The sequence below is a fragment of the Variovorax sp. IB41 genome, assembly GCF_016405905.1.
In the GTDB taxonomy this organism is placed as follows: domain Bacteria; phylum Pseudomonadota; class Gammaproteobacteria; order Burkholderiales; family Burkholderiaceae_C; genus Variovorax.
Genome location: NZ_JAEFCB010000005.1, coordinates 197860 through 213026 on the forward strand (window position 1 = coordinate 197860; position 15167 = coordinate 213026).

The 15167-nt window shown below is 61.1% G+C and carries 22 protein-coding genes; 14 read left to right on the top strand and 8 right to left on the bottom strand.

What is annotated here, in order from left to right; genetic code table 11:
* Window positions 1–37 precede the first annotated feature (37 nt).
* Complete coding sequence (locus JC881_RS12655; protein ID WP_198786055.1) at window positions 38–1051, bottom strand: AraC family transcriptional regulator; 1014 nt, start codon at window positions 1049–1051, stop codon at window positions 38–40.
* Between the two features lie 153 nt (window positions 1052–1204).
* Here JC881_RS12655 and JC881_RS12660 point away from each other — a divergent pair, with 153 nt between their 5' ends.
* Window positions 1205–2056: a class I SAM-dependent methyltransferase gene (locus tag JC881_RS12660; RefSeq protein ID WP_198786166.1), complete on the top strand. Its 852-nt coding sequence runs from the start codon at window positions 1205–1207 to the stop codon at window positions 2054–2056.
* 85 nt (window positions 2057–2141) lie between these two features.
* Here the strand turns inward: JC881_RS12660 and JC881_RS12665 are convergent, their stop codons facing one another.
* The 3 genes from JC881_RS12665 to JC881_RS12675 all read right to left on the bottom strand — a co-directional run bounded on the left by JC881_RS12665 (window position 2142) and on the right by JC881_RS12675 (window position 3668).
* A complete protein-coding gene (locus JC881_RS12665; protein WP_198786056.1) occupies window positions 2142–2624 on the bottom strand; it encodes a hypothetical protein in 483 nt (160 codons plus the stop codon).
* Window positions 2625–2757: 133 nt separating this feature from the next.
* Window positions 2758–3462, bottom strand: a complete 705-nt coding sequence (locus JC881_RS12670; RefSeq protein WP_198786057.1) for a phytanoyl-CoA dioxygenase family protein — start codon at window positions 3460–3462, stop codon at window positions 2758–2760.
* Window positions 3459–3668 (bottom strand): hypothetical protein, encoded by a 210-nt coding sequence (locus JC881_RS12675; protein ID WP_233101740.1) that lies wholly within the window; start codon window positions 3666–3668, stop codon window positions 3459–3461. Before JC881_RS12675 ends, JC881_RS12670 begins: the two co-directional genes overlap by 4 nt.
* Between JC881_RS12675 and JC881_RS12680 the strand changes: the two genes are divergently transcribed.
* The 5 genes from JC881_RS12680 to JC881_RS12700 all read left to right on the top strand — a co-directional run bounded on the left by JC881_RS12680 (window position 3667) and on the right by JC881_RS12700 (window position 6431).
* On the top strand, window positions 3667–3957 hold the full coding sequence (locus JC881_RS12680; protein WP_233101741.1) for a copper-binding protein: 291 nt from the start codon (window positions 3667–3669) through the stop codon (window positions 3955–3957). The two genes, JC881_RS12675 and JC881_RS12680, sit on opposite strands and share 2 nt — an antisense overlap.
* A 42-nt stretch (window positions 3958–3999) precedes the next feature.
* Entirely contained in the window at window positions 4000–4647 is a 648-nt protein-coding gene (locus tag JC881_RS12685) for a hypothetical protein (RefSeq protein ID WP_198786059.1), read from the top strand.
* A 30-nt stretch (window positions 4648–4677) separates the two neighbouring features.
* Entirely contained in the window at window positions 4678–4956 is a 279-nt protein-coding gene (locus tag JC881_RS12690; protein WP_198786060.1) for a hypothetical protein, read from the top strand.
* 557 nt (window positions 4957–5513) lie between these two features.
* Window positions 5514–5996, top strand: a complete 483-nt coding sequence (locus JC881_RS12695) for a hypothetical protein (RefSeq protein ID WP_198786061.1) — start codon at window positions 5514–5516, stop codon at window positions 5994–5996.
* An 84-nt stretch (window positions 5997–6080) separates the two neighbouring features.
* Window positions 6081–6431, top strand: a complete 351-nt coding sequence (locus tag JC881_RS12700; RefSeq protein WP_198786062.1) for a hypothetical protein — start codon at window positions 6081–6083, stop codon at window positions 6429–6431.
* Window positions 6432–6598: 167 nt separating this feature from the next.
* On the opposite strand, the gene JC881_RS12705 is transcribed toward JC881_RS12700, so the two are convergent.
* Complete coding sequence (locus tag JC881_RS12705; protein WP_198786063.1) at window positions 6599–6958, bottom strand: hypothetical protein; 360 nt, start codon at window positions 6956–6958, stop codon at window positions 6599–6601.
* 406 nt (window positions 6959–7364) lie between these two features.
* On the opposite strand from JC881_RS12705, the gene JC881_RS12710 reads away from it, so the two are divergent.
* Both JC881_RS12710 and JC881_RS12715 read left to right on the top strand, forming a co-directional pair.
* The gene (locus tag JC881_RS12710) at window positions 7365–7694 is read left to right on the top strand and encodes a hypothetical protein (protein WP_198786064.1); all 330 of its coding nucleotides are present in this window, start codon (window positions 7365–7367) and stop codon (window positions 7692–7694) included.
* A 100-nt stretch (window positions 7695–7794) separates the two neighbouring features.
* Window positions 7795–8106: a hypothetical protein gene (locus tag JC881_RS12715; RefSeq protein ID WP_198786065.1), complete on the top strand. Its 312-nt coding sequence runs from the start codon at window positions 7795–7797 to the stop codon at window positions 8104–8106.
* 85 nt (window positions 8107–8191) lie between these two features.
* Here the strand turns inward: JC881_RS12715 and JC881_RS12720 are convergent, their stop codons facing one another.
* Window positions 8192–8812, bottom strand: coding sequence for a tRNA-uridine aminocarboxypropyltransferase (locus JC881_RS12720; protein ID WP_198786066.1), 621 nt, complete (start codon window positions 8810–8812; stop codon window positions 8192–8194).
* Between the two features lie 300 nt (window positions 8813–9112).
* Between JC881_RS12720 and JC881_RS12725 the strand changes: the two genes are divergently transcribed.
* From JC881_RS12725 to JC881_RS12740, 4 genes are all read left to right on the top strand, one after another.
* Window positions 9113–9544, top strand: coding sequence for a hypothetical protein (locus JC881_RS12725; RefSeq protein WP_198786067.1), 432 nt, complete (start codon window positions 9113–9115; stop codon window positions 9542–9544).
* A gap of 160 nt (window positions 9545–9704) precedes the next feature.
* Entirely contained in the window at window positions 9705–10175 is a 471-nt protein-coding gene (locus tag JC881_RS12730) for a hypothetical protein (RefSeq protein WP_198786068.1), read from the top strand.
* Window positions 10176–10278: 103 nt separating this feature from the next.
* The gene (locus JC881_RS12735; RefSeq protein WP_198786069.1) at window positions 10279–10887 is read left to right on the top strand and encodes a DUF6630 family protein; all 609 of its coding nucleotides are present in this window, start codon (window positions 10279–10281) and stop codon (window positions 10885–10887) included.
* Window positions 10888–10997: 110 nt separating this feature from the next.
* Window positions 10998–11612, top strand: a complete 615-nt coding sequence (locus JC881_RS12740) for a hypothetical protein (RefSeq protein ID WP_198786070.1) — start codon at window positions 10998–11000, stop codon at window positions 11610–11612.
* Window positions 11613–11724: 112 nt separating this feature from the next.
* Here the strand turns inward: JC881_RS12740 and JC881_RS12745 are convergent, their stop codons facing one another.
* Window positions 11725–12129, bottom strand: a complete 405-nt coding sequence (locus JC881_RS12745; protein ID WP_198786071.1) for a hypothetical protein — start codon at window positions 12127–12129, stop codon at window positions 11725–11727.
* 240 nt (window positions 12130–12369) lie between these two features.
* Here JC881_RS12745 and JC881_RS12750 point away from each other — a divergent pair, with 240 nt between their 5' ends.
* Window positions 12370–12852: a GreA/GreB family elongation factor gene (locus JC881_RS12750; RefSeq protein WP_198786072.1), complete on the top strand. Its 483-nt coding sequence runs from the start codon at window positions 12370–12372 to the stop codon at window positions 12850–12852.
* Window positions 12853–13051: 199 nt separating this feature from the next.
* Here the strand turns inward: JC881_RS12750 and JC881_RS12755 are convergent, their stop codons facing one another.
* Window positions 13052–14518: an aminotransferase-like domain-containing protein gene (locus tag JC881_RS12755; protein WP_198786073.1), complete on the bottom strand. Its 1467-nt coding sequence runs from the start codon at window positions 14516–14518 to the stop codon at window positions 13052–13054.
* A 368-nt stretch (window positions 14519–14886) separates the two neighbouring features.
* Between JC881_RS12755 and JC881_RS12760 the strand changes: the two genes are divergently transcribed.
* The gene (locus JC881_RS12760; RefSeq protein ID WP_198786074.1) at window positions 14887–15123 is read left to right on the top strand and encodes a hypothetical protein; all 237 of its coding nucleotides are present in this window, start codon (window positions 14887–14889) and stop codon (window positions 15121–15123) included.
* Window positions 15124–15167 lie beyond the last annotated feature (44 nt).

Genomic DNA, 15167 nt, shown 5'->3' on the forward strand with positions numbered 1-15167 from the left:
GCGAAAGCCCAGTCGGCCTGTTCGAAAGGGATCACTCTCAGGCTGGCGCATCCACCGTCTTCTGCTGCATGCGCCGCCACGCCGCTGGCGGCAGGCCGGTCGCCCGCTTGAAGGCACGCGCGAACGCCGCCTCCGACTCGTAGCCCACTTCCAGCGCCACCGCGGCCACGGGCGAATGGCTTTCGCGCAGCAGGCGGGCGCCGCATTGCATGCGCCAGTTCGTGAGGTACTGCATGGGCGCCAAGTGGGTCAGCGCCACGAAACGTTCATGCAGCGCGGAGCGCGACAGGCCCACCTGCCGTCCCAGGTCCTCCACCGTCCAGTGCGCGGACGGGTCGCCGTGCATCAGCCCGATCGCACGCCCGATCTGCCGGTCGCGCAGCGCACCGAGCCAGCCCTGCGCCTCCTCTGGCAACGACTCCAGATAGCGCCGCGCGCCATCGACGAAAACCATCTCGCTGATGCGTTGCAGCAGCGCCGCGCCGCCCGCGCGCGCGTCCACGGATTCGGAGGCCGCATGCGCCAGCATCGGCGCCACCCAGGCGCCCACGCCCTCGGCGCGCAGGTGCAGCAGCCGGGGCAGGGCGTCGATCAGCGGATTGAACGGCCGCAGGTCGCAGGCGATGAAGCCGCACACGATGACGGTGCTGGCCTCCTCGGGCGGCAGCAACCCCAGCTCGACCATGTTCCCGCGGTAGGTCACCGGCAGCGGCCGGTCGTCCTTGCGCATCTGGAACAGCCACTCGCCGCCGGCCTCCGGCTTGAGGCCCGGCGCGCTGGAGACCACGTGCGCGTCGCCGTGGGGCAGCATGACGATGTCGCCGGCAGCCAGCCGCAGCGGCGGCTCGCCGTGCACCGCGATCCAGCCCTCGCCCTTGACGAACAGGTGGTACTCGATGACGTGCTCGGCCCCCGGCATCACGGCCGGCGCGAGCTCGCGCGAATCCGGCGCCATGGCGGCCCACTGGTCGCGGCAGCTGACGTGGAAAAACACCGAACCCCGCAGCCGCACGCTGCGCAGCACGTCGGACAGCGGATCGATCGCTGTCATGGGCCCGCCGCGCCCCTATCGGCGGACGCACGGGCAAACCGGCGCGACAACGGGTGAAGTGCCCGAGGGCGCCGGCGGGAATCATCGGCATACCGACTGCGGCTGCAGCGGCATTCAACGTCCACCTCGAAGGAATTCATCATCATGTCCACCATGACCGCTCCCTCGTCCACCCCCGCCGCTGTTGCGGCTCCTGCGGCTGTCCCGGACTATGCCGCCATCAAGCAGCGCCAGCAAGCCACCTGGGCCAGCGGGGACTACACCGTCGTGGGCACCACGCTGCAGATCGTGGGCGAGACCCTGGCCGAGGCGGCCGATGTGCGCGCCGACGAACGCGTGCTCGACGTGGCGGCCGGCAACGGCAATGCGACGCTGGCCGCCGCGCGCCGCTTCGCCCGGGTGACCTCCACCGACTACGTGCAGGCGCTGCTGGACAAGGGGCGCGCCCGCGCCGCCGCCGAAGGGCTGGACGTCACCTTCGAGATCGCCGACGCCGAGGCGTTGCCCTATGCGGACGCCACCTTCGACGTCGTGCTCTCGACCTTCGGCGTCATGTTCGCGCCCGACCATGCGAGCGCCGCACGCGAAATGCTGCGCGTGGTGCGCTCCGGCGGGCGCATCGCGCTGGCCAACTGGACCCCGGAGGGCTTCATCGGCCGCCTCTTCAAGATCATCGGCACCCACGTGGCACCGCCCGCGGGCGTGCGCTCGCCCGCGCTCTGGGGCTCCGAGCCGCACCTGGTCGCGTTGTTCGGACCGCGCGCCCGCGACCTGCACGTCGCGCACCGGAAGTTTCACTTCCGCTACCGCTCGGCCGCGCACTTCGTGCAGGTCTTCCGCGAGTTCTACGGGCCGACGCACAAGGCCTTCGGCGCGCTGGATGCGGCGGGGCAGGCGGCGCTGCAGCGGGACATCACTGCGTTGCTCGATGAACTGGACATCGGCGGCGGGCGCGGCCTGGTGGTGCCCAGCGAATACGCGGAGGCCGTGATCACCGTGGCGTGAAGGCTTACCTCAAGGCGCCAGTACCCGGAGTCGACGATCTGTTCTGTCGCCACGACGAACGATTGCGGCGCGTACGCACGCCAGCCTACTTCTTGCGCCCCTGCTTGCTGAACCCTTCATGGTCGGTGTGCGAGACCTTCTCGCCCACCGAGCACTGGCTGCTGAACGTGATCTTCTGCGAGTCGCCGAAGTAGGTGGCGTACAGGTGCCACAGCTGGCCGTCCAGGCCGAAGGTGATGTGCAGCTGGTAGTTGGAGCCCCCGCGCCGGCCGGCCGTGCCAGGTTTCTCGACCCACTGGTGCAGGCCCTTGATGACGATCACGTCGCGCGAATCCGAATTCACATAGTCGCCCAACTTGCTCGCGCCGGGGCCGCCCGGGTAGCAGTTCTGCGCGCCGGGGCGCGCGAACAGCTCCTTCATCTTGGCTTCGTTGTTGTAGTCGTCGATCAGCAGCCTGTCGTAGCTGCGGCCGGGGTTCAGGCCCAGCAGCGCGGTGTTGTTCCAGCCCCTGTGGCTGGTGTAGTTGCGGTAGAGCAAGTTCGTTCCATCGTGGAAAGTCACGGACATCACGGCACTCCAGAGAACCCGAAGGGGTGGATTCTTATCGTGTTCTTTTGGCGGATGAAGTCGACCGAACGGCCTATCTCCACCGGCTTGCAGGCCCGCCGCGCCGGCCGCGCCGCACGCGTCGGCAACGCGTTCAGGTGTTGAAGAAGCAGCGCGCCGTGGCCATCATCCGCACGTTCTTCGTCGCGTTGACCGATGGCGTGTGCAATAGGCGAAGGTCCATCAGGAACACGTCGCCCGCGCGGCCTGACATCTCGACGATGCCGATGCCCAGCTGCGCAAGATCGCGCGCCATGTCTTCGTTTGTTGCCTTCAACACCTCCCGGAGCCGGGAGGCCGAAGGCCGCCCCGGCATGTCGACGCGATGCGATCCGGCCAGCGCCAATGTCGCGCCGCCACCGGGCGCCACGTCGTCGATCAGGAAGAAGGCCTGCACGCCCGGCAACGGGCCCTGCGGCCTCGCCGCGATGTCCACATGCCAGTTCAATCCCTCGAGCGTCCAGGTGCCTTGATGGGGCGGGGACAGCAGCAGCTGCGTGTCCTGGATGCCCGTCGGCGCGCGCCCGCCCAGCTGGGCGACGCGCTCGATGAGGCTCGGCGTCACCAGCGCCGCATGCAAGCCCGGCACCTTCACCAGCGCGGAGAGCTTTCCGATCTGCTGGAAGACAGGCAGCTTTTGCAGCGAACCCAACGGGCTCTTTCCGCCGGGCAATGCCTTCAGCCGCTTGAGCTCGTCGAGCAGCTTCTGCCGGATGCCCGCGACCTGCTTCTTCGGATGGAAGCCTTCCAGCCGCAGGTACCCTTGGTCAACGAAGAGGTCGGTTGGCGATGCGTTCATTCATTGCTTGAAGCTGCAGCGGTTCGCCCATAAAGTCGAGCCGCATGGAGATGAGGATACGGGCGTCGAACAACAGCCGTCGAGCCCGGTTCGCGAAGTTTGGCATGCAGAATGCGAGCGATCGAGCCGCGAATATCTGGAGGAAAAAAGATGTCGAGAGCCTGGTGCAGAACCATGGTGGTGGCGACGACGAGCGTCATCATCATGAGCGCAGCCGCAGCGCAAACCAACGAGCCGCCCCCGGTATTCACCCGCGCGCGCCTCGCGTCTTCGTTCGACGAGCCCGGCGGAAAGCACTACGTGCGATTGAAGCTGCTGCCCAGGTCCAAGATGCCCTTCACGACGCAGACCTTCAGGCTGCCCGACCGCTCGCTGCTGGCCGATATTCCTGAGGGCACCTGGGTCAAGTTCACCTCCAGGCACATCGACGGTGAGAACACCGTGACGTCGATCCACACCGTCGCGGAGTGCCAGCGCTTTCAGCCGTGCGACTGAAGTCGGCCACGAGCCGCCACTCACCGCACATTCCAATTCAGCATGCAAAAGAAACTCAGCAAACTCGCAACAGAATCCGCCGATAAGGGCCGTTGGGCCCTGGCCGCAGCGGCCACACGCGCTTCAGTCAGCGACACCGTCGACGACCATATCAACGTGCTCGGCGCCATGCACGAAGTCGGCCTCTTGAAGAACAGCCTCGCGCCATTTGCCAAGGTCTGGCGCGACAACGCATCGGCTTTTGCCGCCGCCTGCGCAACGCGGCTCGACCAAGGAGATGCGGACTACTGGGCGCTTGCCGCGCTGCTCGGCATGAAGATTTCTGACGTCGTGCCCGCGTTCATCGGCATGGGCTTCGAACTGCAGGCCATCACGCACGTTCCGGCATTCAAGGACCCCGAGCTGCACGTCGCAACGCTCGCCCGTCGCCAGGCCGGCAGCCCCGAAGTGCTGACGGCACCCATCGACCTGGGCTGGAACACGAAGACAGGCGAGTTGTTGGACGTGAGCCGCTGGCGAGCGGTCATTCTGGATGAATACACACGAGAGGCACCGCAATTGAGCGGCAGCGGGTTTGGCAGTTACTACATGCGCGCCAAGCTGCCGTTCGGTTGCTGGCGTGTGCTGCACGACAAGTTTTCGCTGAACGCGGATGCCGCGGTCGTGCCTGATTCAACGCTCTGGAAATGAATGGACGAAAGGCAGTGACGCATGTCTCGAATGAGCCTCTACACATTCGTACTTGAATTTGAAGGTGGGACCTATGTGTCCCAAGCGGAGGCCGTGTCGGTCGAACTGGCACCATCTGCATGGGCAGAGGGCATTGCGCCTGGGACGATTCGAGGAATGGCCGACGCTTCTGTTCGAGAATTGCGTGAGGCAATTGCAGAGGAAGTGCCGGTGCAACTCGACGGGCTGCAAGAGGTGTGGTGTATCAGCACGCTCGTTCGCGGCCGAATGGCCCTTGTTCATTTCGTGTCGACCGCGCGAAAATTTTGACTGCGATCGATGCGTGATTCAACTTCGGCTTCTGCGGCGAATTTCTTCTTCGTTTCGCGAGGATTTCTGAGTGCGTTGGCTCTCTGTGCGGTCAGTCTTGGTGCAAGTTCTCAGAACACTGTTGCGGCGAAGAATTGTGATCTGTCGGCGCCGCCTCGCGCAGCTGCGGTCAACTCAATCCATGGCCAGTTCATCTTCATCTACCCCCGGGAAATTGAGAAGGAATACAGCGGCTGCAGAACCGTGTGGACTCACCTCAATGCTGTGCTTGCACAGACGAGGTTCAGCCGCGGGCAATTGAACTCCGTCGAGTTATTCGAGCCTGGGAGTGGCAAGGTGGCCATCAGCTGCACCTATGCCAACGGAGCTCTTAGAACGCGAAATGCCGATTGCCCCGCATATGAAGATGCGAGACAGGGCTTCAGAACGATGCCTGTCGACGTAGAGCTAAGTGTCCTGCCCGTGCCACCCGAGCAGGACCCCCGCCGCGACTAGACGACCCGGGCGGCCCACTTCCTCCAGCGATCCAGATCAGCAAACAGCATGAGAGCGTCAACATGACAAGCGCCGAAGAACCTCTGAGCCGGAGCGATGACTCGATCCTTGGCGAACTTTCCTGGAATGAATCCGCTTGGGTTGGCACCGTCGAACTCGGCGCGCATCGCGTTCGCCTTGTCATCGATCTGGATGAAGAGAACCCCGTCCGCGCGCAGCAGGCCGAATCCATCGAGTACGCCAAGGCGCTGCTTGCCAAAGTGCTGAAGAACGAGGCGAGCCTCAGACTGCAGTGTGCGCAGGAGATTGCAGAGGCCGCAGGCTCCCAGGCCTCGGAGGAGGACCGGCACAGGTATCTGGCCGAGGTGCCGTCGGCTGCGGCCTCCATGGCGCCGCAAGTGCTTTGCATCGAGTTTCCCGAGGGTGGTCATCTGGGGTACCGGGACGCGAGCGAGAAGTTCTACGGCAATTCGATTGTCGTGATTCGCTTTGACAGCAAGGGCCAGTATGAAGAAGCCGAAGTCGAACTCCCGGACCACGAATAGGCTCTTTGGGCGGAGAGTGCGCTCGGTGTCTCTTCGGAGGCATTTCGCAGAAACCCGGGCATCGGGTACGTTCGGATCAAACACATGAACGAAGCCAATCCTTACTGGGAAAACCTTGAGGCGGCCCTGTCCGACACGTCGGGGATCATCGTTCCCAAGGGGGAAGATGAAGCGACGTACTTTGAAAGCCTTCGTTCGAGCATTCGAGTGCACGCAACTGCCGCGCAGAAGGTGTCGGCCACAGTTGTCGAACCTGGATTTGACCATCGGCAGCTAGGGTCCAGGATTACTGGATACCTCCTTGCGAAATCGGAGGGCTACTGGTTGGTCTTCGAGCCCGATGAAGGCGAGTACTACTGTTTTTGGGGACCGGATGCGGACAGCCTTGGCGCCTACGGCGTCTGCGGCAATCCGCTTTATTGCTGGTGGGATTGAGGATCGGGTCGCGAGCAGCTTGAGAGGGCTTGAAGTTGGTCGCCGCTGTCAGCGGCCGTGGTCGGCCAGAACCAGACATTGCCGAGGTGGCCGAATTCGCGTGAAGCCGACGTTCGCGGCGCATTTACACCAAGAGGATGAGGGGCTCGGAAACGCGGCGTTATTTTCTACACCGCATCTTCCGGCATGCCATCAACACCAAATTCCACACCGCGCTCTTCCAGCTTCGCGCGCGCTGCGTGGTGCACTACGCCGCGTTTGCGCGTATCAGGCTCCAACAGCCTGCGCAGGGTGGCCTGGCTGACGTTGGCATTGCGCAGCACTTCCATTCGTACGCCCCAGAATTTGTCATTCGCGAAACGATCCAGAATCTCTGCGTCTGCAACCGGGTTCATGGCCGCCACGGAGCGGATGGATTGATTGGGGTCCGTCAAAAATGGCTCAAGCTCAACTGCATTGGCTGCACCACTGGCAGCAACGTAGCGACGCTCCTCTGCATTTTTCTGTTCGGTTGTCTTTTTGACCATTGCGCACTCAAAGGGATGAACGCATCCAGCTTCGCATAAGCCATGGCTGATGCATACGAATTCCGGTTGCGCCGGTCGGATAACCATCCCGAGGTTGGACCCGTCATCCAAGGATTCGATTGACCGCTGTACGCCCTCGACGATGACGGGTGGCACTTTCGCGACGGCGCCGCGAGCGCCATGGTGGCGGGCGTCCAGCCCGCAGTGCGGCCGCACATTCGGACCCGTTCAAAAAAATGCGCGCCAGGGACATGGTTTGCGTTTGCGGGAGTCGCCGGAGGCAAGCTTGCTCATAACGTGCGATCCGCAGGCAGTCCGGGCCTGCCCGATCGCCTGAGCGTCAGCGGTTTGATCGAGAAAGGCCACAGCATCCCCGTTTAGTGACGCCCCTGAAGAACCCACCCCCATGAAGCTATCGACACGACATCACCCTGAAGAGATGGAGAAAGACCAGGTATTCGAGGCCCGCCATGCGACGCGCGGCGCGTTCTGGAAGAACAAGCTCATCGCGGCTTCTGTGCCGGTGCTTGTCGCCAGCATCCTCATGTCGTGGGGCGCCTACGAGCTGCGGATGCTCTGGACCAGCTACGCATCCGCACTCAGTTCCAATCGCTCGGGGGCGGCGAGCATGTCATTTCGCAACGTCGCGATCCGCGGCGCTTTGACAACGCTCGGCCAACGCAAAGTGGCGCCAGCTGGCCCCTTCCGCGCATCGTTTCAGACCAACCGTCCTTGAGGTGATGCTGTACTGGCAGATGGTGGACTCATCCTCGCGGCTGGTGCGGATGTTGAACAGGTACATTCGGCCAGAAGCAGACGTTTACAGGGGACCCAGCATGACCACCGAGCCGCAGAGTTGGCCGTTCAACAGTCCACCCAATGTGGTTTGTTTCACGGTGCGGTCCATCGTTGATGGCGAAAAGCCCGTCCTTATGGCATCACGCGATGCAGACGATGGAGGATGGCAGTTCCTGACGGGGGATGCGTTCCACATCGCAGAAGCAATGCTGGTCACTTTGGAGAGCATGGTCGCGCGGGACCAGACGCTGCTTGAGCTTGCTGCAATGCAGCCAGGCTGGATGGCTTGGCGTGCGGCGCCCGATGCTCCTTGGAGCCGCCAGGCCGAAGCCCAGCAAACAGAAGAGTAAGGCAGCGGACACAACGCGGCCAAAACCAGCCAATTAGCTGGTCACTTCAATAAACCCCTTAACCCTTGACCGAGGGCAGGACTTGTCAGTTTGCGCGTCGCTGCCCGCCAGCCTGCTCCACGTACTCTACAAACCCGTCGAAGGCATCCAACAAGGGCTGGAACCGCGCCGCACCGCCTTCCAGTTGGCACAAGGCATAGCAGGTCGCCTCCAGCGTGGACAGCTGGTCGGGCCCATGGGCTTTGCGGATGCGGTAGTGCGAAGGCGGCAGGTTGCGCAGGGCCAAGCGGGGCAACTGTTGCAGTGGCGGGCTTTGGTAGAGCATCTTTCGGCTTTTGCGCCAGGTGCCGTCCAGCACGACCAGGCGCAAGCGCGACTGGGCTTGCGTCCACTCGGGCGGTAGCGGGGGTGGTGTCCGCAGGTCCGGGGCGGTATCTTGCAGACTGTCCGGGTACAGCAGCAGCGTGTGCTTGCCGTCCACCGGCCAGACTGGCACGGCAAATGCCTCACCCACCACCACGCGGCAGTGCGCCAAGCTGAGGTGCAGCAAGCGGGCACTGCCTTTGGCCTGGTGTACCTCCAGCGGGTGCTGCAGCACCAGCACCTCCACCGCGTGGGCGGTGGGCGCGACCCAGCGGCAGATGCAGGCACTGAGCGGGCGCAGGCAAGCGGTGCACTGAGGGCGTGGGACTAAAGCGGGGGACATCGCCGGATTTTATTCAGCGTGCCTGGCTGGACGATGCATGGAAGGAGATGTCGCTTAGCGTTGGCGCGACGGCCGGCAGCTTTGGACAATGTCGGAAGACCGCAGTTGGCCCTTTGCGCCAACGGTGCGTGAGGCTACAGTCGGCCAAGAGCGGTCGCTCGTTGGTCCGGCAGAATGCGGCCCAACGCGATCCTTCATCGGGGCGGAGTTCAGCCCTTATCAAGCTTTCAGGGCAGACCCAATGCCCCGCAGCAATTTCAAGTATTTGACGTTGGCACTGCCGACCAAGAGGAACGCTCTATGGGCATACTTTCGGATTTTGTTATCGCTGATAGCGGCTCCGGCGTCCAGATTGGTGAAAGCGTCAGCCCCATAGATAGTTGGCCTACTTTGCAGGCGAAGGGGGTGGAAACAATAATGCTGGCGACGCTGTATTGCGCCATAAGTGGCAAGGACTATCACAACGACCTTCAGAAATCGTTCGAGCTCGTTGGCGGCGACAAGGACGAAGGCCCTTGGGTGTTTGAATTTCCGCGCGACATCCTCGGTTGCATCGCAGGTCTAGATGCTTCGAATGTTCACGACGTTGCACAAACATGGCAAGCAACAGAAGAGGTTCAGATGGATGGATGGTCTGTTGACGAAGCATCTGAATTTATTCACGCACTTTCAGTCCACGCTAGCAATGCCGTGACTGCCGAAAGATCTTTGTACTTGTGGCTGTCTCTATGACACGCTACGAAAACAGGGGTGGATCTGAGTAGCCGATTTCAGCGATTCAAGCGAACGCTTCGGCCCCTCGCACCATTCCCTCGTGCGGCTACAGTCGGCTAGGAGCCGTCATTCACTGCTGCGGCAGAATCGAACTGAGGGCGGATATTGGAGCAAGGCAATGAAGTCATTCAGGGTCATGCACTGTGCAGTCGATGGGGAACTGCTGGAGAGTTCGACCTTGCACGTAGATGCACTGTCGAAGAAGTGGCTCGCATACTGCCAAGACCTCTTGTGCGGCGGACCAATCGTCGCCATCCACTTGGATGGTCCGTTGACTTCTTGGAGCGTGGAGTGCGCAGCGGGAAAGTGCAACTTCAGCATTGGCGACCATGTTGTCTATGCTTGCGCGATTCTTCGCTCAGGCGCTGAGCTGCAGAACAAGCAGCTCCTGGATTCACTTAGTTCACCCATTTGGCAGAGCGTCCGGGCTCAAGCCTCCGATGAACGACCACTTTTCATCGTCATAAATCTCTTTCCCGAGGATATTTCCAGCAAAGACAGCGAGGCCATGTTCCAGCTCGCGTATCACTTCGCGGCGGCATATTTGAATTGGTTTGAGAACGACCATGCAGTCTCGCCGATAAGCTAAAGGCAGGACGCGGCCAAATGCAGACGGTCGAACTCAAGGCAGAATTCGAGCAGAAGTAGCCCACAGGTCAGGTCGGCCACTCGTTAAGCAGAACAAGGAAGCTATGTTCAAGCGTCTCGCCACTCTATTTCGCCTTGAGGCGGAGCCGCAGCATCAACAACCATCCGCGAATCCCACTCCCAGCGAAGCGCCGGACATCGTCGGAGCTCGGCCAACGCATGCTCAGACGAAGGATGCGTTGCAGCGCTTCATGCATTTAGTGACCGCACACCTGGATTCACGTGAGGGCCGACGCCTCTCCGACGCCGTGGCAACCGGCTTTGACTCGTGCGGTGACGCGGCGGAAGCGTTCGAGGACGGGGTCCTCGGCGAAGAGGGTCAGAGGCACGGTCGGTGGCTCGTGATCCAAGTTGATTGGAAAGCCCACGAAGAGATTGAGTGGCAGGTCGCTGAGGTTGCGACCAGCTTCAGCATTCGTGAGCGCTGGAACTGGACAACCCCACTGGAGACCAGAACAGTGCCTGCTGGTCTTTGCGCTGTTGCGAGTTGGGCCGCGGCGCTCGGATACGAACTGCTGCATCTTGACCTCGGCCACGACGCTTACTACGCGCTCATGGTCAACGGAGAAGACGCAGAGGATGCGCATCAGGCTGCAATGGCCGCCGGGCTGAGCGTGCTTGGCACGGCCGAGTTCGCGAGGCTCAACTCGTGACTCCGTCTTGCTAGCCCGTGAGACATCTCTCGGCCAATAGCCGCCGTTCGCACGCAGGTCGGATTCACATCCATGGCACGAGTCCGGCGAAACATACCTATGGCACTGCGATGGATCTGAAAAATTGCCGATCGATCTTGGAAAACGCTGGTGTCGCACTCGCTCCCGGCTTGTCCGCCTTGGAGGCGAACGAGGCTGAGCAGAGGTTCGGATTTGTTTTTCCGGAAGACCTGCGCGAACTCTTGAGCAATTTTCTTCCTGTAGGAGAAGATTTTCCGAACTGGAGAAATCTAGATGATCCCTCGCTGCTGGATATGATGGCGCGCCCTATCGAGGGCGTATGGAACGCGGTTAAGTATCCGTTCGAAAATCTCGGAGGCATCTGGAACTTGAGTTGGGGACCGAAACCTGCGGATCTCGAACAAGCCATCCGTCACATGCGTGCAGTTCTTGCGCAAGCACCAAAACTCATTCAAATTTTTGCTCATCGCTATATGCCTGATCAACCCTCGAGCTCTGGCAACCCAGTGTTTTCTGTCGTCTATCCGACTGACATCATTTGCTACGCGGCCAACCTTGAGGAGTATCTGATGAAGGAGTTTGTCGAGCACACTAGTGACGATGTCGTCGCTTCGTGCGGTCCAACGCGTCGCATTGATTTTTGGTCATCTTTGGTTGCTTGGAATCTAGGGTCGGAGGATGCTATCGGTGACAGTTGGAGCTGACTAAGTCCAAGCCTGCGATAAAGAGAACCCGATGTGATTGGAGTGAAATGAATGCCAGCTATAGGCGGCGGATCGCGCGTTGGACTTCGAGTTTGCGAGCGGTGTTTTAGCATCAGCCCCCGATGCCGGGCGGCCAGTCCAGGTAGTAGTTACAGTTCATGGGGAGCGGGTGTCCATCCATGATGTGCGCTGCCCACGCGAACAAATTCAACATGTACCCGGCGTGCGTCGGCGTCAGGCCGCAGGACTCGGCGACTTCTGGCAATCGTGCGCGACAGACATCAAGATGGCGTCGTACGCCCTCCGATCCACCGAGATAGGCATTGAACTCGTCGAGATCAATACCCAAACCGGAGACTCGGTAGGTGCCTGCCACGCCTGGTGCGTCCGTATAGACGGCCATGACATCGTGGCCTTCGAGAGTCGCGACGGTCGTAAGCACTCTGCAAAAGGCATCTTTCATCCCATTGCTGATCCAAAGGTCCGCGTTGTTGTTGATCCAGATGGGGGCGCCCATGGCTTTGTTCTTTGATTACGACTTCGAGAGGCATCGAGGTTGTCAGGTTTCAACGATGCTGGGTGTTCTTGGCAGTGGCTACCTAAGCTGAATTCAACGGCAGCTTTGGAGAACATGCTACTTCCGCTTCGGGCCCCATAGCCGAAGTTAACCTGCATCCAACAGAAGCGTCGAAGCCTGGTAGGGCCCTTCATAATCAAGACCTGACCCCCCGCTTGTTCAAGATGCCTACCCTTCGTCATGGATAAATTCACGCTGCAACAGCAGGTGCTAGAACGGCTCGCCGAGGACCTGATGCAAGCCGAACAGGCAGTGCGGGCGGCCCATGAAACGGCGACTCACGCAGAGAACATCGCCGAAAACAAATACGACACCTTGGGACTCGAAGCCGCCTACCTGGCCACCGGCCAGGCGCGTCGCGCCGAAGCCATCCGCCAGGCAATGGCCAATTGGCGCCAATTCCGCCCACGTCCCTACGATGCCAGCAAAGGTATACAGCTCGGCGCGCTGGTCTGCCTGGTCGGTTCCGACGACAAGCAGCAACAGCTCTTTCTCGGGCCGGATGGGGGCAGCATGAAGTTGCTCAGCGGCGCTCAGCGCGTTCAGGTCATCAGCAGCGAAACACCTTTGGGCAGGGCCATGCTGGGCAAATGCGAGGGTGACGAGGTGTCGATACAGGTGGCTCTGATCCGACAGCAGTTCGAGGTGCTGCGGGTTCATTGAGCCGCGAGCAGTTTCACGCCGAATTGGTCGAGGTCGGCAGACGTTCAGGCATCGTGAACGTGCCGGCTGGCTGGCACGGTCAGCAGTCCGTTGGCCTTCGTGCCATCTCGCGGCGAAGCGTCGACGACTGGACAGAAGCGGCGCGCGTGATGTTGAGAGTCAGTCGAAGGCGGCAGACCTCGACCTGCATTCACGCGAACTAAGGTCTCGACGAACGTTCCTCGAAGGGTGACCCCGATTGTCCAGTTGCAGATTTAAGCTGCGCGTTGGCGAGATCTCCAAGACTCCTGATCGCCCCTTCCAGGCGCGGGTCGCCGAGATATCCGTAGTTGATGCGCAGGTGCCGGGTGTATCGGCGGTCGGCTGAAAACAAATGGCCCGGCGCTACGCCTATGCCGAGCCGAAGAGCGTCCTGGTGCAGTGCGAGCGAGTCGACACCTTCTGGCAGCGCGAGCCACAGGAAATAGCCACCCTCGGGGCGCGTGACCTGCGTTCCAGCCGGAAAGTATCGATCGATCAGTCGCAAGCATGCAGCCTGCTGGCGGCTGAGCGAATGCCGCAGGGTGCGCAGGTGACGATCGAAACTCTTGTGTTGCAGGTACTCCTGCAACGCCAGTTGCGAGGGGAGTGCCGTCGCCAGCGAGCTCATCAACTTGTTCCGACCCAAAGTGGCTGCAAAGCGACCGCCCGCTACCCAACCGATGCGATATCCGGGTGCCAGGGATTTCGAGAAAGAACTGCAGTGCAGCACCCAGCCATCCCGGTCCCAGGCCTTGGCTGGTGGCGGTCTCCGAGCCCCATGCGCGAGCTCGCCGTACACGTCGTCTTCGATCAGCGGTATGGCGCGGCTGGCGAGCATGCTGACCAGTTGCTCCTTGGCTGCGTCGCTCATGGTGCAGCCCATTGGATTCTGGAAGGTCGGCATGAACCAGCAGGCCTTCACCGGATGCTGGTCGATCACGCGAGCAAGAGAGTCGAGATCTACGCCTGTTCGCGGGTGGGTCTCCACCTCGACCGCGCGAAGACCGCGCCGCTCCAGTGCCTGCAACGCACCATAAAAAGTTGGCGTTTCGATCGCCACGACGTCGCCTGGCTGCGTCACCGTTTCGAGCGCAAGATTGAGTGCTTCCATCGCCCCGCTGGTGATGACCAGTTCTGACCCAGGAACATCCATCCCGACGCTGCCGTAACGCAGGGATATCTGATGGCGCAATACGGCGTTTCCGGGTGACAAATCCTCGACGGTCTGCCAAGGATCCATCCGCTTGAGCGCGCGCGTCAGGCCGGCGGCAAGTTGCTCGAAGGGAAACAGCTCTGGCGACGGAAAGGCCGAGCCGAGCGGGACCATATCGCGCTCGCGAGCCTGTGCAAGGACCTGAAAGACAAGCGACGACACGTCGACCGACATGGACCGGAGCACAGGCTCGCTGGCGGCGAGCTCGTTGGCCGGTATTTCCGCGCCCGCTCGAACGAAGTATCCCGACCGCTGCCGCGCTTCGACAAGCCCTTGCGCCTCCAGCAGGTAGTACGCAGAGAACACGGTGGACGCACTGATGCCCATCTGCGACTTCAGTTCGCGCACGGAGGGAAGGCGATCGTTCGCCTTCAGGCTACCCGCGCGAATGCGCTGAGCGATGTTGTCGGCCAGCTTCTCGTAGCGATTCATGGGCATCTCTTCCTGATACGGTCTTCTGGACCGCTCCCGAGATTCTCGTATCACGCGTCGGCCTGTCCCGGAGCGGCTACCGGCCTCCCTGGGCGTCTGATACGTAAATTTTCAGCAGATCTGATTCTGTACGTACCAGCCTGGAAGATGAACACTCGACAGCACGATGAGAGTGCTTCTGTGGTGCCGGCAGACTGCCCGCCTTTCGACCCATGTCTTGCGTGCCTTTCGACGCACTTTGCGGATGCCCATTCAGCTCACCGCAAGCGTTTCGTCAGATTGATTTTTCCATATCTTCATCGGCCTATTGAGCTACTCGCCGCACTTTGGCACTTCGCCGTCTGTCACCCATTGATGGTTTTTAAATCATGAATTCAATCCCTATCTCTTTTGTTATTTTCAAGATTCTCGTGCTCAGCGTGGGCATGTATTTAGCCGTCAAGTGGCATTACGATCGGGGACAGAAGGACAAGAATCAAAAGACAGCTGCAGTGGTACTGACATCCATCAAGGTGGGCACAGCGTTCGTCGCTTCTGCGTTCCTCATGCTGTTCCTCACCTTTGAATTTTGCAATTGGATAGGTCTGGACCTGGCCATGCGGTGATTGGAATTTTCGGTCGATAGCCCGGATGCAATGCGACTAACGGC

Bases quoted from the DNA above. Each gene is read 5' to 3' on its own strand.
- JC881_RS12655 (WP_198786055.1), bottom strand. From the start codon at position 1,051: ATGACAGCGATCGATCCGCTGTCCGACGTGCTGCGCAGCGTGCGGCTG.
- JC881_RS12660 (WP_198786166.1), top strand. From the start codon at position 1,205: ATGACCGCTCCCTCGTCCACCCCCGCCGCTGTTGCGGCTCCTGCGGCT.
- JC881_RS12665 (WP_198786056.1), bottom strand. From the start codon at position 2,624: ATGTCCGTGACTTTCCACGATGGAACGAACTTGCTCTACCGCAACTAC.
- JC881_RS12670 (WP_198786057.1), bottom strand. From the start codon at position 3,462: ATGAACGCATCGCCAACCGACCTCTTCGTTGACCAAGGGTACCTGCGG.
- JC881_RS12680 (WP_233101741.1), top strand. From the start codon at position 3,667: ATGAGCGCAGCCGCAGCGCAAACCAACGAGCCGCCCCCGGTATTCACC.
- JC881_RS12675 (WP_233101740.1), bottom strand. From the start codon at position 3,668: ATGATGATGACGCTCGTCGTCGCCACCACCATGGTTCTGCACCAGGCT.
- JC881_RS12685 (WP_198786059.1), top strand. From the start codon at position 4,000: ATGCAAAAGAAACTCAGCAAACTCGCAACAGAATCCGCCGATAAGGGC.
- JC881_RS12690 (WP_198786060.1), top strand. From the start codon at position 4,678: ATGAGCCTCTACACATTCGTACTTGAATTTGAAGGTGGGACCTATGTG.
- JC881_RS12695 (WP_198786061.1), top strand. From the start codon at position 5,514: ATGACAAGCGCCGAAGAACCTCTGAGCCGGAGCGATGACTCGATCCTT.
- JC881_RS12700 (WP_198786062.1), top strand. From the start codon at position 6,081: ATGAACGAAGCCAATCCTTACTGGGAAAACCTTGAGGCGGCCCTGTCC.
- JC881_RS12705 (WP_198786063.1), bottom strand. From the start codon at position 6,958: ATGGTCAAAAAGACAACCGAACAGAAAAATGCAGAGGAGCGTCGCTAC.
- JC881_RS12710 (WP_198786064.1), top strand. From the start codon at position 7,365: ATGAAGCTATCGACACGACATCACCCTGAAGAGATGGAGAAAGACCAG.
- JC881_RS12715 (WP_198786065.1), top strand. From the start codon at position 7,795: ATGACCACCGAGCCGCAGAGTTGGCCGTTCAACAGTCCACCCAATGTG.
- JC881_RS12720 (WP_198786066.1), bottom strand. From the start codon at position 8,812: ATGTCCCCCGCTTTAGTCCCACGCCCTCAGTGCACCGCTTGCCTGCGC.
- JC881_RS12725 (WP_198786067.1), top strand. From the start codon at position 9,113: ATGGGCATACTTTCGGATTTTGTTATCGCTGATAGCGGCTCCGGCGTC.
- JC881_RS12730 (WP_198786068.1), top strand. From the start codon at position 9,705: ATGAAGTCATTCAGGGTCATGCACTGTGCAGTCGATGGGGAACTGCTG.
- JC881_RS12735 (WP_198786069.1), top strand. From the start codon at position 10,279: ATGTTCAAGCGTCTCGCCACTCTATTTCGCCTTGAGGCGGAGCCGCAG.
- JC881_RS12740 (WP_198786070.1), top strand. From the start codon at position 10,998: ATGGATCTGAAAAATTGCCGATCGATCTTGGAAAACGCTGGTGTCGCA.
- JC881_RS12745 (WP_198786071.1), bottom strand. From the start codon at position 12,129: ATGGGCGCCCCCATCTGGATCAACAACAACGCGGACCTTTGGATCAGC.
- JC881_RS12750 (WP_198786072.1), top strand. From the start codon at position 12,370: ATGGATAAATTCACGCTGCAACAGCAGGTGCTAGAACGGCTCGCCGAG.
- JC881_RS12755 (WP_198786073.1), bottom strand. From the start codon at position 14,518: ATGAATCGCTACGAGAAGCTGGCCGACAACATCGCTCAGCGCATTCGC.
- JC881_RS12760 (WP_198786074.1), top strand. From the start codon at position 14,887: ATGAATTCAATCCCTATCTCTTTTGTTATTTTCAAGATTCTCGTGCTC.